We start from the raw sequence: 13,603 nt of genomic DNA, 5'->3' as shown, positions 1-13,603 counted from the left end.
GGGATACGACGCAACGACCCGACGTCTGACGCTCCCGATACCTCACGGTGCCGGCACCGACTCAACGACGAACGAAACCGTCGTGGCGGTCGAGCCGCCGATGTTGAGGGTCTGGGCCCGACTCGCCCCGTTGACCTGGTAATCACCGGCGGTACCGCTCACCTGCTTGGCCGCGTCGAACAGCATGCGGACGCCGGTCGCCCCGACCGGATGGCCGCCACCGATCAGGCCGCCACCCGGGTTGACCGGTATCAAGCCGTCGCGCCCGATACGGCCATCCTCGATCGCCTTCCAGCTCTCGCCGGGTGCGGTGATGCCCAGGTGGTCGATCGCCAGGTACTCCGACGGCGTCATGCAGTCGTGGGTCTCGACACAGTCGACGTCCCCGATGCCCGCGATGCCGGCCAGGCCGTGGGCATCGGTGATCGCACGGCGAACATGACCCATCACGTATGGGCCCGGCTCGACGCCGCCCGCGGCGCTGCGCAGCAGCTTGGCGTCGAGTCCCAGGCCCACCGTCGTATGGCCCCACCCGGCGAGGCGGGCGAGTGGTCGGCCGGCGGGGCCCGCAGACGCCGGACCGGAACGCTCTGTCAGCCAGCGGTCCGAGACGAGCACGAGCCCGGCGCCGCCGTCGGAGATCTGGGTGCAGTCGTTGCGACGCAACCGCCCGGCGACCGGCGGGTTGGAACGATCGTCGGTTCCGAAGCTGTGCTCGTCGAAACGCCAGCTCCGCGTCTGTGCCAGCGGGTTGCGCTTGGCGTTGGTCAGGTTGAGCTCACCGATCGCCCGCAGGTGGGTGTCGTCCAGGCCGAACCGACGGTCGTATTCGTCCGCAATTCGATCGAACGTCGCCGGCCAGATGAAGTCAACCCCGTCCGTTTCGTGGCCCACCCACGCAGCCGCCTGCTGGGTGCGGGCGGCCTGGTCGCCGGGCATGGTCCGCTCCACCTCGACGCCCAACACGAGCACGCAGTCGTAGCGACCCGCCTCGATCTCGGCCATCGCCGCCAGCACGGCGATCGAGCCGGACGCGCAGGCCGCCTCGTGACGCATCGCCGGCACGCCCCAGAGCCCGCTCACCACAGTGGCCGGCATCGCCCCGAGGTGGCCTTGGCCGGTGTAGATCTGACCAAACGCATTGGCGACGTGCACGGACTCAACCTCGGCCGGGCTCACCCCGACAGCCTCGAGGGTCGCCTCGGTGACCTCCCGCGTGAGGTCCGAGATGCCGAGCCCCTCGCGGGCGAACGAGCGGGCGAAGTCGCTCTGGTACCCGCCGAGCATCCACGTCGAACCCATGGCGGCCCCCCTGCCGGTCGAAGTCAACCCCAGGGTACCGGGCGTCGAACCGATTCACGCCCGAGTTTGATCACGATAAGCCGGAGCAAGCTGCGGGCCGGCAGCGGAATACGCCGATGCCGGTACGTACCGATGCGCCGACACGCTGGCGCGACGGCGCACGGTTCAGCTACGCATGACGCGGACTCTTTCGAGCGCTGAGATACATCGACACCAGGGGATCACCATGGCCGACGCATTCATCATCGACGCTTGCCGCACACCGCGAGGCATCGGCAAGCCGGGCAAGGGGGCGCTCGCCCACCTGCACCCCCAGCATCTGGGCGCAACCGTCTTGGCAGCGCTGCGAGACCGCAACGACCTCGACACCGCCGATGTGGACGACATCGTGTGGGGCACCAGCTCGCAGGTGAGCGAACAGAGCGGCGACCTGGGGCGCATGGCCGCGCTGGACGCCGGCTACGACGTCAAGGCAAGCGGCGTCACCCTCGACCGTTTCTGCGGCTCGGGCATCACCAGCACCAACATCGCGGCCAACGCCATCATGGCCGGCATGGAGGACCTGGTGATCTCCGGCGGCACCGAGATGATGTCACTGCCCAAGCAGGGCATGCTGCCGATCGGCGCCAACAACGCCCACCTCCAAGACCTCCATCCCCAGCCCCACCAGGGCGTGTGCGCCGATGCCATCGCCACGCTGGAGGGCATCGGTCGCGACGCACTCGATGAGCACGCCGCCAGCTCCCAGGCCCGGGCCGCCCGGGCGATTACGGAGGGACGCTTCGACCGCAGCCTCGTGCCGGTGTACAACCTCGATGGCACCCTGGCGCTCGACCACGAAGAGTTCCCCCGACCCGGCACGACCGCCGAGTCCCTGGCCAAACTGCCTCCCTCGTTCGAGGCGGTCGCCGACTACCGCCACAGCGAGGATGCCAAGACCTACCGCGAGCTGGTCGCCCAAAAGTTCCCCGACCTCACGATCGAGCACGTCCACCACGCCGGCAACTCCTCGGGCGTGGTCGACGGCGCCGCCGCCATTTTGTTGGCCGGTGAGGCGTACGCCAAGGCCCACGGCCTCACGCCGCGGGCCCGCGTGGTGGCCACCGCCAACATGGGCGATGACCCGACACTGATGCTGAACGCGCCGGTGCCGGCAGCCCACAAGGTGCTTCAGCGGGCAGGCATGACGCTGGCCGACATCGACCTGTTTGAGATCAACGAGGCCTTCGCCGTCGTGTCGGAGAAGTTCCAGCGCGATCTCAACCTCGACCGTGACAAGGTGAACGTCAACGGCGGAGCGATGGCCCTCGGCCACCCGATCGGCGCCACCGGGTCGATCCTGATCGGCACCATCCTCGACGAACTCGAGCGTCGCGACCTGCAGACCGGCCTGGTCACGATGTGCGCCGGCGGGGGCATGGCGCCGGCGATCATCATCGAGCGCGTCTGAGGCTCAGACCCTGGCTCGCCCGAAGGTCGACGGTACGCCTCAACTGGGCGGCGCACCCCTCCAGGTCGGAGGTGAGCTGTTCGTGCATGAACCGAAGCGTTTGGATGCCCATCTCGGCTGCCGCCAGGTCCCGCTCCCGATCACGCACCATGTCGGCGCAACGGCTGTGCCAGCGGCGTCCATCCCCTTCGGCGATCACCGCCCCCCGGGGGATGAGCCCATCGACCAGCCCACGCACTTGGCCCAAAGACGGCAGTGGGTGCTGACGGATGACGTCGGTGATGCCGGCGGCATCGAACAGATCGCTCAACAGCCGTTCCAACGCCGACTGCTCCAAGTCCCGCCCACCGGTCCGTTCGTCGAGCAGTTCCGCCAGCAAAACGGCGCCGTGCCGACCTGCTTCACCGAGTCGCACCAACGCCCGCCCTACCTCCGTGTACCCGACAATCCGGTCGTAGTGCGCCTCCTCCAGGGCGGCGGTCAGCCGGGCCTTGCCGGTCTCGCTCGACAGGTCGACCAGGGTCCGGGCGGGACGGGTCACCGGCAGTCCATCGATCGCACCAACATCGACGTCCTCGAGGCGACGGGTGCGGTGGACGATCATCCCCTTCTCGGCCTTTGGAGTTCGGTGATGGGGCACCACCAGGGTTGGTCGGCACTCTTCGATCGACTTCAGTCCCCACAAGCGGGCCGCCGACCCCAAAGCGAGCACCGATTCGGCCCCCAACCGCAAGTGTGCCGCCCACAGTCGTTGCATCTGGCTGCGAGGCGATCCCGGCACCCGCATGACACCCGCCATGATTGACTCCAACCGGCCGGTCTCCAGGGCCCGGCGCAGCTGCCACTCGCTGAGGCCGCTCTCGAGCAGTTGCTTTCGAGCGACCACGCCACCCTGTCGGCTGGCCAGATGATCGATTCCGGCTGGAAGCACCGCCATGTCGGCGAACGTACGACGAAGCTGTGCGCAACACACTGGGGGTCGCGCCCCGGGTCGGCCGACCTGTGGCCGTGGTCTGCACTGGTCATCCCTTCCGCAGCGATCGCACCCACGGTCCATCTGGGTGTGATCACTGTGGCCCGTCCCACAGCGATCACACCCAGAGAGAGCTTGGGTGCGATCACTGTGGGACCCGGGAGCATTGCCGCCTGGATGCCGCTGGCCACACAGGTGACCAGCACCACCCCGGGCGCTGCCCGTTCGGGCTCGACGTCCCCAGGTAGGGCACCGGCACGGCGAGGTACTCAAGCCGAACTGGCACGTTTGACTGTGGGCGGCCTCCCGGCCAACGGCTCAGCCGAGTCCGGTGAAATCGGGCTCGCGCTTCTCGGCGAAGGCGGTCATCGCCTCCAGATTCTCCGGGGTGCCGAGCAGGCGCTGGAACGCCTCGTCCTCCCGTTGACGGGCGGCGGCGATCTGCGGCGCCATCCCCGCCAGGATGGCGCGCTTGGACTCGACGAGCGAGCTGATCGGCTTGGCGGCCAGCACCCTGGCGTGTTCCAAGGTCACCGCAATCAGATCGTCGGGCTCGCACACCCGGAAGACCAGCCCCATCGCCTCGCACTCCTCGGCGCTGAGCCACTCCGAGCTGAGCAGCGCCCAGGAGGCATTCTGGCGGCCGATCAGCGCGGGAAACGTGTAGCTGCTCGCCAGTTCCGGGGCGACGCCTAGACGGGTGAACGGGCATTTCACCTTCGCTGTCGATGCCATGAACGCAAGGTCGGCGAAGCCGAGCACGGTGGCGCCAAAGCCCACCCCGATGCCGTTGACCGCCACGAGCAACGGTTTGGCAAAGGTGGACATGGTGTCGGCCAGTTTGGGGAAGGCATGGGCGTCGGCCACACCGGTCCCCATGGCGATCTCGGCCATCTCGGTGAGGTCGACGCCGGCACAGAACGCGTCGCCTGTGCCGGTGAGCACGACGACCGCCACCCCCGTGTTGTCTTCTGCGTCGGCCAGCGCGTCGCCGAGGGCGCTCCACATGTCTCCTCGCATCGCCCCCTTGGCCTCAGGCCGATCGATGGTGATCGTACGGATGCGGGCGGCATCGGCCACCACGATGTTGGGACAGCCGTTGAGGCCGATGGCGTCCTGCGAGATGGGGTTGAGGCTCGAATCGGTCACTGAGGATCATTCTCCGGCTTGGCGTGCGGCGTGAAGGTGTCGGGGTACATGGCGGTGGTGGCGGTGCTCATCATGGCCACCCGCTCGGCACGGTCGACGCCGGCGGCGAACGCCAACCCCTCATCGGCCAACCAACGGCCGCCTGCGGGCAGTGCGTCGAGCGCTCCCTCGACGACGACCCGGGGATCGACCGGTGGGGTGAAGGCGCGCGCCGGGTCGGCCCCGCCGGAGCGGAACATCGGGGTGTCCATCGTGGGCGCCACCACGGCGAGGGTGTCGACGCCGGAGTCGGCCAGCTCCCAGCCGAGGGCCTCGATCAGGTTGACCGAGAAGGCCTTGCTGGCGCTGTACAGCGCCACCCCACCCGTGCCGGCGAGTGCGGAACCGGAGCTGGTGGCCACAAACCCGCCCCGGCCTCGCTCGACCATCGCCGGCAGCGCCCACGATGCCAGGTCGACGGTGGCGGTGCAGTTGACCTCGAGAATCGCCCGGCGCCGTCCGGCATCCATGTCGAGATACCGCCCGACGAAGGCCACGCCGGCATTGGCGACCGCCAGGCCCACCTCCAGCTGATCGGTGGCCTCGTCGAGCTGGTCGATCCACGACGGGTTGGCCAGGTCGGCGACGAGTGGCCGGGCCGACCGTTCGTCGCCAAGCGCTCCGGCAACGTCGGTCACCCGGGGATCAACGTCGACCATCACCACGCCCAGGCCGCGCGCGATCAGCGCTTCGGTAAAGGCCAACCCCACCCCCTGGGCGGCACCGGTCACAACCGCCCACGGCCCGTACCCTGTTACGAACTCCCCCACCTGACCCCTTCCAAGTGACCTGGCGGCCAAAGGCAGATGCTAGGGCCCTTCGCCCGACGCAACGTCCATGATAAGAGAATCCGGACGGACCCTGCAGGACCGGACCCGCCGGTCACTCGTAGGGGCGCCGGATGACGTACACCGGGCTCACGAAGCCACCGCCCGCCGCATTCGCATAGGCCTCGTCCCGGCCGGTGAAGATCAGGTTACCGCCGAAGTCGGCCTTGGCGGCGTTGCTAAAAGCGCAGTGAGCAACGACGCAGCCCGCCCCCTCGACGATCCGCCAGACGTCGTTCTCTGGCAGGCAGTTCATCTCCATGTGGATGACGTAATCATCACGACGCAGAAGCCGGGACGGACGCAGATAGCGGCGCATCGACGCCGCCAGTTTGGGCGGAAGCAGGCGCTTCACCGTTCCTTTCAGCCCGCGGCGAAGGCTCGGCAGCTGGATCACTGCGAGGCCTCCGGGGGTAAGGACTCGACAGAACTCGGCCAGGTAGGCCCGCTGGAGTTCGTTGCTCACGTGCTGCAAGACGATGTTGGAGTAGACGAAGTCGAAGCTGGAGTCGTCAAACTGGCTCAGGTCGTCGCTACGGTTGACCACGAACGACACCCCGGCGGGGGCCTGGGCCTGCGCCCGGTCAACCATCGTCGGGGAGATATCCACACCGACGGCCGTGTCGAAACGTCGACCGAGGGCGTTGGTCAAGCGGCCGAGGCCACATCCGAAATCGAGCACACGCCCCCCGAACCGAGGGTGGATACCCGCCGATTCGAGGAAGTCGATGACCCGGGCAATCTCCTTCTCGCCCGACGCCATGAAACCGTCAGCGTCCTGCTCCCAGGAACGATCGTTGCGGGCGGGGTCGCTCAGGATCGCAAAGTGTGCGTCCGATTGCGCGTTGTGCTCCCAATCGTCTGCGTAGTCGGCGACCGTTTTCGCACCGGACATTGCACGGTTCCGCTCACCCATCCGGGGCGGATCACCGCGGCCCCCGGTATCGATGGCGGCAGCAAACGCCGCCAGAAGTGCCTCGCCGGTCGCAGCAACGCTGAACGACGCAGCTCGCCGACGTCCCCGCTCGGCCAACTCGGCCGCCAGGGCGGGGTCGGTGGCGATGCTGATCAGCGCTTCGGCCAGATCGGCGGTGTTCAGCGGGTCGACCAAAAGACCCCCGTCGCCGACCACCTCCGGGATCGAGGTCGCCCTGGCCGCAACAACCGGCGTACCGCGACTCATCGCCTCGAGCGGGGGCAGACCGAAGCCTTCGAACAGCGACGGATACACCAGCGCCACCGCACTGTGGAGCAACAGCTCGCGCTGAGCCTCGTCCACGCGCCCGAGGAAAACGACCGAGTCCGGATCGGCGAGGCGCTTCGCTGCTTCCTGCTCCCCGCTCCCCCACCAGCGCCCACCGGCAATCACCAAACGGTGATCGGCCAAGGACGGATTTGCAGCCCGGGCCAATCCAAACGCCTCGATGGCACGGACGACGTTCTTTCTCGGGTGGAGGTTGCCCAGGTAGAGGAAGAACGGGCCGGGGACCCCGGCATCGCGCAACCAGCCTCGTTGGGCCTCCATGTCGCCCGCCTCGATCGGCACTGACGAAAGCGCAGCGTTGTACACCCGAAAGACCCGAGCCGGATCGAGCCCGTAGGTCTCGATCAGGTCACCGCGTGCGTGCTCGCTGACCGTCAACACGACTCGAGCGGACCGAACCTGTGCCCGCACCGCCCGCTGGAGCCGCAGCCTGGTGGGGAGCGGATAATCCTGGGGACGGTGCACGAAGGACAGGTCCTGCACCATCAGCGCCAGGGGAATGGGCGATCGGATGGGCCCGTGGGTGGGCGAAAACACCAGATCGGGTCGGGGAACCAGTCCGGACAGCACCCGCGGCATGACGGCGCCGAAGTGGATGAGGCCCGAGCGGCGAGCGACCCGATGGACCTCGAAGCGAGCGTCGGACATGACCACAGCGGGCAGATCGGCGTCGGTGGCCGCCACAACGACAAACGCGTCGTCGGCCTCCGCCGCCACGGCGAGACCCTCGAGCACGCCGGTCAGCATCGTCTCGTCACCACCGGCGCCCGACCCCAGGCCGGTCGCGTCCAATACCACCCTCATCTCGGCGTCCGATCGCCGGGAGCCGTCCGGAAACCGCTCATGTCTCGCTCCCGACCCGTGCGGGCTCCGGCAGGGTGACCACCGGCGTCGTTCGGCTGGGTGGCGCGCTTTGGTAACCACGGTTGGTGTAGTGCAAAAAGACTTTCCAATAGCTCCACTCGGCCAGCCGATTGCGATGCCGGAGAGCGCTGAGGCGCCGCTGCACGGGAGGCACGGTCAGGCGATTGAACAACACGCGACGTGCTGCGCCGCGGGCGACCGACCGCGGCGAATTATCCCAGCTGAACACCCCGTAACGCTCGAGGAGACCGGGATCGGGGATCAAGGCCTCCAGGTCACGCAGACCCCTGCCGATCACCTCCTGCAAGCGACAGGCCGTGTCGAGATCGTGGGGGTGATAGTGCTCGCCCCAGGCCCGGGGGTTGTAGATCACCTGGTAGCCGGCACGGGTCCAGCGGTAGCCCAACTCCACGTCCTCGCTGCCGATTTCCGACCAGTCCTCGTGGAAGATCAGCTGGCGATCGATCATCACGTCGCGAGGCAGTGACAAGTTCATCGACCAGTGGAACTGATAGGGAACCGACTGGTCCGCCCGGTCCTCGATCAGTTGATATGCGAAGGGCTGGTACCACTCGATGAACGGATTTTGCGGCATTTTGGGCGACTGCTCCACCAAGCCAAGAACCGCTACCGGAGCGTTGTGAGCCGCGTGAGAGGCGGCGTGTTCGCGGAGAAAGTCGGGACGAACCCAGACGTCGTCGTTCATGAAGAGGACAAAGTCCCCTGTGGCCACCTGAAGGCCCTGGTTTCGCTTCACCGCCGGGAGGCGTTCGTCGCTCGAGAGCAGCCGAACGGGCACCGGCGACGTCGCCGCCACCCGCTCGACCATCTGCGGCGTCTCGTCGGAGGAGTTGTCACACACCAGGATCTCGTATTGATCCGGCGGATAGTCCTGGTCGATGAGTCGCCGAAGCGTCTCCTCGACCACCGAGCTGCGGTTGTAGGTGGGAAGGATGATCGAGAAGCTCGGTTCAGGCCCGCTCACGGTGCCCCCCTGGTCGTATCGGTGTTTGATTGCGTTGTCCTTCACGTTGCAGGCAGGCGAAGCATCCGGGCCACGGCGCGGTCGGGCAACAACCAGACGGCAGCTGCAACCAGCTTGGCGTCGCCGCCCGGTAGGTAGTGGTGCTTAGGTCGCCGGCTCAACAGGGCGTGCTCGATGACCTCGGACACACTCTCCGGGGTGGTGGAGGCCTTGGCCTCGATCTCCTTCACTTGAGCTCGCAAACGATCGATCGACGCCCCATAGAGCCGGGTGCCTTCGGGTGGCATCGCCGCGATTGTCTCGTCGGCCGAAACCAGCCCCTTTCCCCAGATCGGCGTGCGCACGACGCCGGGGGCCACCACCGACACCCGGATGCGCCAAGGCCGCAACTCCTCGCGCAGCGATTGCCCTATGGCCTCGATTGCGTGCTTCGACGCCCCGTAGGGCCCACCCAGCGGCGTCGACACCCGACCGGAGATCGAGCCGACAAAGACCACCCGGCCACGAGCCCGCCGAAGCAACGGTAGCGCTGCCTGGGTCACCGTGATCTGACCGAAGACGTTGACTTCGAACTGGGTTCGCCACTCGGACAGCGGCACGTACTCGACCGGCCCGCCGACGAACGATACCGGCGTTATTGACCAGGCCGTCCAGGCCGGCCGGGCCGACCTCATCGTCAATGGCCGCCATCGTCGCCCCGATCTGGTCGGGGTCGGTGACATCGGCCATCATCGGACGAAGCTGGGGTGATGCGACGGTTCGGAGACGCTCACCGTCCTCCGGGGTTCGCACCCCGGCGTACACCCGATGTCCCAAGCGATCGAGACGCAGCGCGCAGGCTTCACCGATGCCGCTCGACGCCCCGGTGACCAGGAACGTCGCCACCGCTCAGGCCTTCATGGCCAGGTCGAAGGCCTCGGGCCGCGACTGTGGGACATAAGTGCCGTAGGCGGGGTGGGTAACGCCGTGCGGCGCCCAGCTCTCATCGTTCCGGATCGCCGGGACGGGTGGCCTGGGTGCCAAAGCGTTCATCGGAGCGGGCAGGCGGCGCGCTTCGGCGCTCAAATGGGTGCTCTCAGACATCGGCGGCACTCGTCGGGGACTTGTCCAATCGGATCACCATGTACCGGCTGACGGTTTGGGCAGCGTCGACGCGCTCGAGGATCTTCTGATCCACCCGGGAGATGGCGGCGAAGAGCCGGTCGGGCACACGTACGAAGCTGGACACTCGGGTCATCAGTCCGAAGTGGGCGATCGTCACCTTGTCGAACGGCGCCGACAGGTCGTCGATCATCTCGTGATCGAACGACCGTTCATCCGGGGTATGGACGAACGGGGGAAACACGCTGGTCACAGCCCGGGAGCGGCGCAGCCGGAAAACCCAGTCCGGCAACAACATCACCGGCTCGGCGAACACCGCCCGGCCGCCCGGCTTGAGTACCCGATACATGCTCGCTGCCGATGGGGGAAGTTCGAAGTGGTGCGCGACCGTGCGACCGAACACGAGGTCGACACTCTCGTCGTCGACTCCCTCCAACGTCTCGACCGGGGTGTTGATCGTCGTGATCCGGTCGGCGACCCCGTTTCGTCGGGCTCGCTCTTCGACAACCTCAAGACATTTCGGGGAGATGTCGGTGGCGATCACCCGGGCTCCGTTCATCGCCAACCAACAGCTGAGCGTCCCGAACCCCGAACCCGTCTCGAGCACGGTCTTGCCCTCCAGCGGGCCCGCCCAGTCGATCAGGGTCTGCATCGGCCCCTCGAACTGATGACACTCGGGGAGTTCATCGGGGTCGACGAGCATCTCCTCATCGGTCCACTCGGCGAGTACCTGATCGGCCATGTCGTCGTAGACAGACTTCTCGTTGGCGTGCCGGTGTTCGAGGGGTATCTCGTCTCGGCGAGACGTTATGAAGGTCCTATTTGTAGCCATAGAACACGCCCCTACCAGTATTCATCGCCTGCACAAACGGCAGGCGATTACCTTTGATGAACTGCTTGACGAAATGGCCTGCCCGTGTGGGAAAGCGGGTGTGCCAGTGGGTTTCGGCCCGCTCGAACCCGGCGACGCGCAACATGGCGAGGTTGCAGGCCGGGTTCGTTCCCCAATAGTTGGAATCGTCGTCGTTGAGATCGCTGCCGGGATAGAAAGCCGCCGCTGGTCGGCGCGTGAACGTCTGATCGATCACCGTCTCGACGATCACCATGCCGCCCTCAGCCACAACCGAGGCGACCTTTTCGAGCGCCAGGAGCGGATGGGGCAGGTGATAGAGCACGCCGAGGAAAAGCACAACGTCGAAGGTGCCGATCACGTCGGGATCGAGGTCGTAGACCTCGGCCTCTGTCGTCTCCACCTTGGAGTTGCGCAGTTCGTGAACCAACTCGAATCCTCGCTTGGACCCGAAGGCCGGCTCGGATGAGCCCGGCTTGGGCGACAGCGGGCTGCGGCCCTGCCAGGCCCACGAGTCGGCGGCGACGACCCGGGCGGCGCCTCGCCGTTCGGCTTCAAAGCTGAAGAACCCGTCCCAAGCACCGATGTCGAGGACCGAGCGCCCGGTCAGATCTTCGGGTAGGCAGCCGCGATCGAGGTGGATCTGGGGCCGGTACTCGCCGGGTGAGACGATGCCTGGCGCTATCTCGTAGGAGTGAAACCAGTCGATCTCATCAACACGTCGGCGCAGCTCGTCGGATCCAACCGGGCCAGAAGGCGCCGAGCCGGATTTGGTTGGGGTGGTCACTGGAACGCCTCCGACCAGCGGCGCATCCAGTCAGCCAGTTCCGAGTAGATGGCGCGGTAGTGCACCGGCGCGGAACTCTTGCCCACCCGGCGTTCGAACTCGTCGACAAAGCCGGCGTACAGGTCGACGTATCCGCCGGGCGACAGGTCGGCTACGGCCTCGTCGACCAACTCGTAGAACGGCACCGACATGAGGTGCATCCACTGCTCGAGGACGGCCACACGTTCCAACGGGGTCTGGCGGGTGTGCTCGACAACCGGGCGACCCCAGCTGAACAGGTCACCGTTGATATCCATCAGCTTCTTGATGATGTAGCCGCCCCAGATGTCATCGTGGCGCGACAGCTGCCACGTCCCGTTGACCCAGCAGTCGGGCAGGAAGAAGTACGCCGGGGTCAACTCGGCGGCAAACGAGGTGTTCATGCCGCAGACCGGGATGTTGCCGAGCGCAATGCAGTTCTCGTCCGCGCGCAGGCCCGGGTCGTAGGGCGGCTCCTTCCAGAACTTGTCGACGCCGTTGAGGTCGAGCACACGATCCCAGACGCCCATGTTGAGCTTCACCTCGCCGGAGGCGGTGGTGTCGATCACCTGTGACAGCTCGCTCGTGCGATATTCATAGGGATAGCCGCGGGCATAGAACTCGTCGTTCTCGATCGAGTTGACCCAGCCGCCCTGGGCGACCGGCTGCACCGCCGGTTGATCGGTGACAGTGGTGAGGCACGACAGGTGGTCGCCGACCCAGTCGCCTCGGGTGTCGCAGTCGTAGTCGAGAGCGATGATGACGTCGAAGCCCTCCTTGTACGCCCAGTAGTGGCCGAAGTTTCGACTGGCCGCCGAGCGGTGAGGCATGGCGGCATAGTGCTTGCCCGCATAGGCCTCTTGAGCGGCGTAGTCGAAGTAGGTCACGTTCGGTCGCGGCGCAGGTGCGAGCTTCCCGTTGGAATCGTCGCAGACGATGATGGGGATGTCGTCGCTGATCGCGTCGAAGAGCTCCCACGGGGGATCGTTGGGCATCGGGATGACGACGCACACGCTGCGGTCGTCGGATTGGTTGGTCATTTCAGGCTCCCATCAGGCTTGGTGAGGGATCGGTCGGCGCCGACCGATCCTTGACGATCAGATCACTAAATTCGTTGTGCAGGTACTCCTCGATGGCGACCTCCCAGGGCCGCATGTGGTTCATGCCCTGCAGCTCCAGGTTCATGTTTCGCATGATCTCCGAGTACGGCCGCACCGAGGGAAACTCCTCGGCGAAGTGGTCGCTGGTGACCTCGACCAGTTCGATCTGGTCGCTCAGGCCCAGAACGTCGAGGATGCGTGCGGCCACGTCGTAGCGGCTGCCCCGTCCGCCGCAGGCCATGTGGTACAGGCCGTAGAGCTCGGAATCGATCAACCCAAGAAAGGTGCGGGCGAAATCCGGCGTGTAGGTGGGAGTGCCCAGCTTGTCGCCGACGGCATACAAGGTTTTCTTGCCGTCACGAATCTGTTGGAGCATCTGGGCGACGAACTTGTGATCCTTGGACCGGCCCCCGCCGACCATCCAGCCGGCACGGATGATGTAGTGCCGTTCGAGGAACTCCTTGACCATCAACTCCCCGAGGTACTTGGTCTGCCCGTAGACGTTGAGTGGGTTCGGCTGGTCGTACTCGTTGTAGACCTCCGACGGCTTGGTGCCGTCGAACACCCCGGCGGTCGAGATGTAGACCATGGCCGCATCGTGTTTGCGGGCTGCCAAGGCCACGTACTTGGTGGCGATCGTGTTGGTCAGGTAGGTAGCGTCCTCGTTGGCATCTGCAAACTCGAGTGACGTCCCCGCCGCAAGGTGGACGACCAGATCGGGGCGCACGTCGGCAAAGGCGTCGGCGATGGACGAGCGCTCCCGCACGTCCAATTCGGTGATGACCGGGCCGCTCTGCCCCCATGGTGTGGGGGCAGAGAGATCGATGTCGGTCACCGTCACGTCGTGATCGGCGCCAACCAGCGCTGGGACGAGGGATCTACCCAGCATCCCGG

The 13,603-nt window shown here is 66.5% G+C and carries 12 protein-coding genes and 1 pseudogene; 1 reads left to right on the top strand and 12 read right to left on the bottom strand.

Annotated features, from left to right (window positions below; all coding sequences use genetic code 11):
• Nucleotides 1-42: 42 nt before the first annotated feature.
• Complete coding sequence (locus IPN02_12655; GenBank protein ID MBK9297656.1) at nt 43-1,302, bottom strand: thiolase domain-containing protein; 1,260 nt, start codon at nt 1,300-1,302, stop codon at nt 43-45.
• A 226-nt stretch (nt 1,303-1,528) separates the two neighbouring features.
• Here IPN02_12655 and IPN02_12650 point away from each other — a divergent pair, with 226 nt between their 5' ends.
• Nucleotides 1,529-2,752, top strand: a complete 1,224-nt coding sequence (locus IPN02_12650; GenBank protein MBK9297655.1) for an acetyl-CoA C-acetyltransferase — start codon at nt 1,529-1,531, stop codon at nt 2,750-2,752.
• Here IPN02_12650 and IPN02_12645 read toward each other — a convergent pair.
• From IPN02_12645 to IPN02_12595, 11 genes and pseudogenes are all read right to left on the bottom strand, one after another.
• Nucleotides 2,736-3,689, bottom strand: coding sequence for a hypothetical protein (locus IPN02_12645; GenBank protein ID MBK9297654.1), 954 nt, complete (start codon nt 3,687-3,689; stop codon nt 2,736-2,738). The two genes, IPN02_12650 and IPN02_12645, sit on opposite strands and share 17 nt — an antisense overlap.
• A 354-nt stretch (nt 3,690-4,043) precedes the next feature.
• A complete protein-coding gene (locus IPN02_12640; GenBank protein MBK9297653.1) occupies nt 4,044-4,835 on the bottom strand; it encodes an enoyl-CoA hydratase/isomerase family protein in 792 nt (263 codons plus the stop codon).
• A 35-nt stretch (nt 4,836-4,870) separates the two neighbouring features.
• Nucleotides 4,871-5,617, bottom strand: coding sequence for an SDR family NAD(P)-dependent oxidoreductase (locus tag IPN02_12635; GenBank protein MBK9297652.1), 747 nt, complete (start codon nt 5,615-5,617; stop codon nt 4,871-4,873).
• A gap of 178 nt (nt 5,618-5,795) precedes the next feature.
• Entirely contained in the window at nt 5,796-7,808 is a 2,013-nt protein-coding gene (locus IPN02_12630; protein MBK9297651.1) for a glycosyltransferase, read from the bottom strand.
• 37 nt (nt 7,809-7,845) lie between these two features.
• Nucleotides 7,846-8,853, bottom strand: a complete 1,008-nt coding sequence (locus IPN02_12625) for a glycosyltransferase family 2 protein (protein ID MBK9297650.1) — start codon at nt 8,851-8,853, stop codon at nt 7,846-7,848.
• A gap of 41 nt (nt 8,854-8,894) precedes the next feature.
• A pseudogene (locus IPN02_12620) lies at nt 8,895-9,738 on the bottom strand (SDR family oxidoreductase).
• 3 nt (nt 9,739-9,741) lie between these two features.
• Nucleotides 9,742-9,936, bottom strand: a complete 195-nt coding sequence (locus IPN02_12615; GenBank protein MBK9297649.1) for a hypothetical protein — start codon at nt 9,934-9,936, stop codon at nt 9,742-9,744.
• Nucleotides 9,929-10,786, bottom strand: a complete 858-nt coding sequence (locus IPN02_12610) for a methyltransferase domain-containing protein (protein ID MBK9297648.1) — start codon at nt 10,784-10,786, stop codon at nt 9,929-9,931. The genes IPN02_12615 and IPN02_12610 overlap by 8 nt, the downstream gene beginning before the upstream one ends.
• Nucleotides 10,773-11,591, bottom strand: coding sequence for a methyltransferase domain-containing protein (locus IPN02_12605; protein ID MBK9297647.1), 819 nt, complete (start codon nt 11,589-11,591; stop codon nt 10,773-10,775). The genes IPN02_12610 and IPN02_12605 overlap by 14 nt, the downstream gene beginning before the upstream one ends.
• Nucleotides 11,588-12,649, bottom strand: a complete 1,062-nt coding sequence (locus tag IPN02_12600; protein ID MBK9297646.1) for a hypothetical protein — start codon at nt 12,647-12,649, stop codon at nt 11,588-11,590. Before IPN02_12600 ends, IPN02_12605 begins: the two co-directional genes overlap by 4 nt.
• 1 nt (nt 12,650) lies before the next feature.
• Entirely contained in the window at nt 12,651-13,598 is a 948-nt protein-coding gene (locus IPN02_12595) for an SDR family oxidoreductase (GenBank protein MBK9297645.1), read from the bottom strand.
• Nucleotides 13,599-13,603 lie beyond the last annotated feature (5 nt).

This window comes from Candidatus Microthrix subdominans (assembly GCA_016719385.1).
GTDB lineage: Bacteria > Actinomycetota > Acidimicrobiia > Acidimicrobiales > Microtrichaceae > Microthrix > Microthrix subdominans.
The sequence above is the reverse complement of the archived record's forward strand: the minus strand, read 5'-3'. Positions and strand labels throughout refer to the sequence as shown.

What these genes read in the sequence shown, in the direction of transcription:
- IPN02_12650 (MBK9297655.1), top strand. Translation starts at nt 1,529, where the DNA reads ATGGCCGACGCATTCATCATCGACGCTTGCCGCACACCGCGAGGCATC.
- IPN02_12600 (MBK9297646.1), bottom strand. Translation starts at nt 12,649, where the DNA reads ATGACCAACCAATCCGACGACCGCAGCGTGTGCGTCGTCATCCCGATG.
- IPN02_12645 (MBK9297654.1), bottom strand. Translation starts at nt 3,689, where the DNA reads ATGGCGGTGCTTCCAGCCGGAATCGATCATCTGGCCAGCCGACAGGGT.
- IPN02_12610 (MBK9297648.1), bottom strand. Translation starts at nt 10,786, where the DNA reads ATGGCTACAAATAGGACCTTCATAACGTCTCGCCGAGACGAGATACCC.
- IPN02_12630 (MBK9297651.1), bottom strand. Translation starts at nt 7,808, where the DNA reads ATGAGGGTGGTATTGGACGCGACCGGCCTGGGGTCGGGCGCCGGTGGT.
- IPN02_12655 (MBK9297656.1), bottom strand. Translation starts at nt 1,302, where the DNA reads ATGGGTTCGACGTGGATGCTCGGCGGGTACCAGAGCGACTTCGCCCGC.
- IPN02_12595 (MBK9297645.1), bottom strand. Translation starts at nt 13,598, where the DNA reads ATGCTGGGTAGATCCCTCGTCCCAGCGCTGGTTGGCGCCGATCACGAC.
- IPN02_12615 (MBK9297649.1), bottom strand. Translation starts at nt 9,936, where the DNA reads ATGTCTGAGAGCACCCATTTGAGCGCCGAAGCGCGCCGCCTGCCCGCT.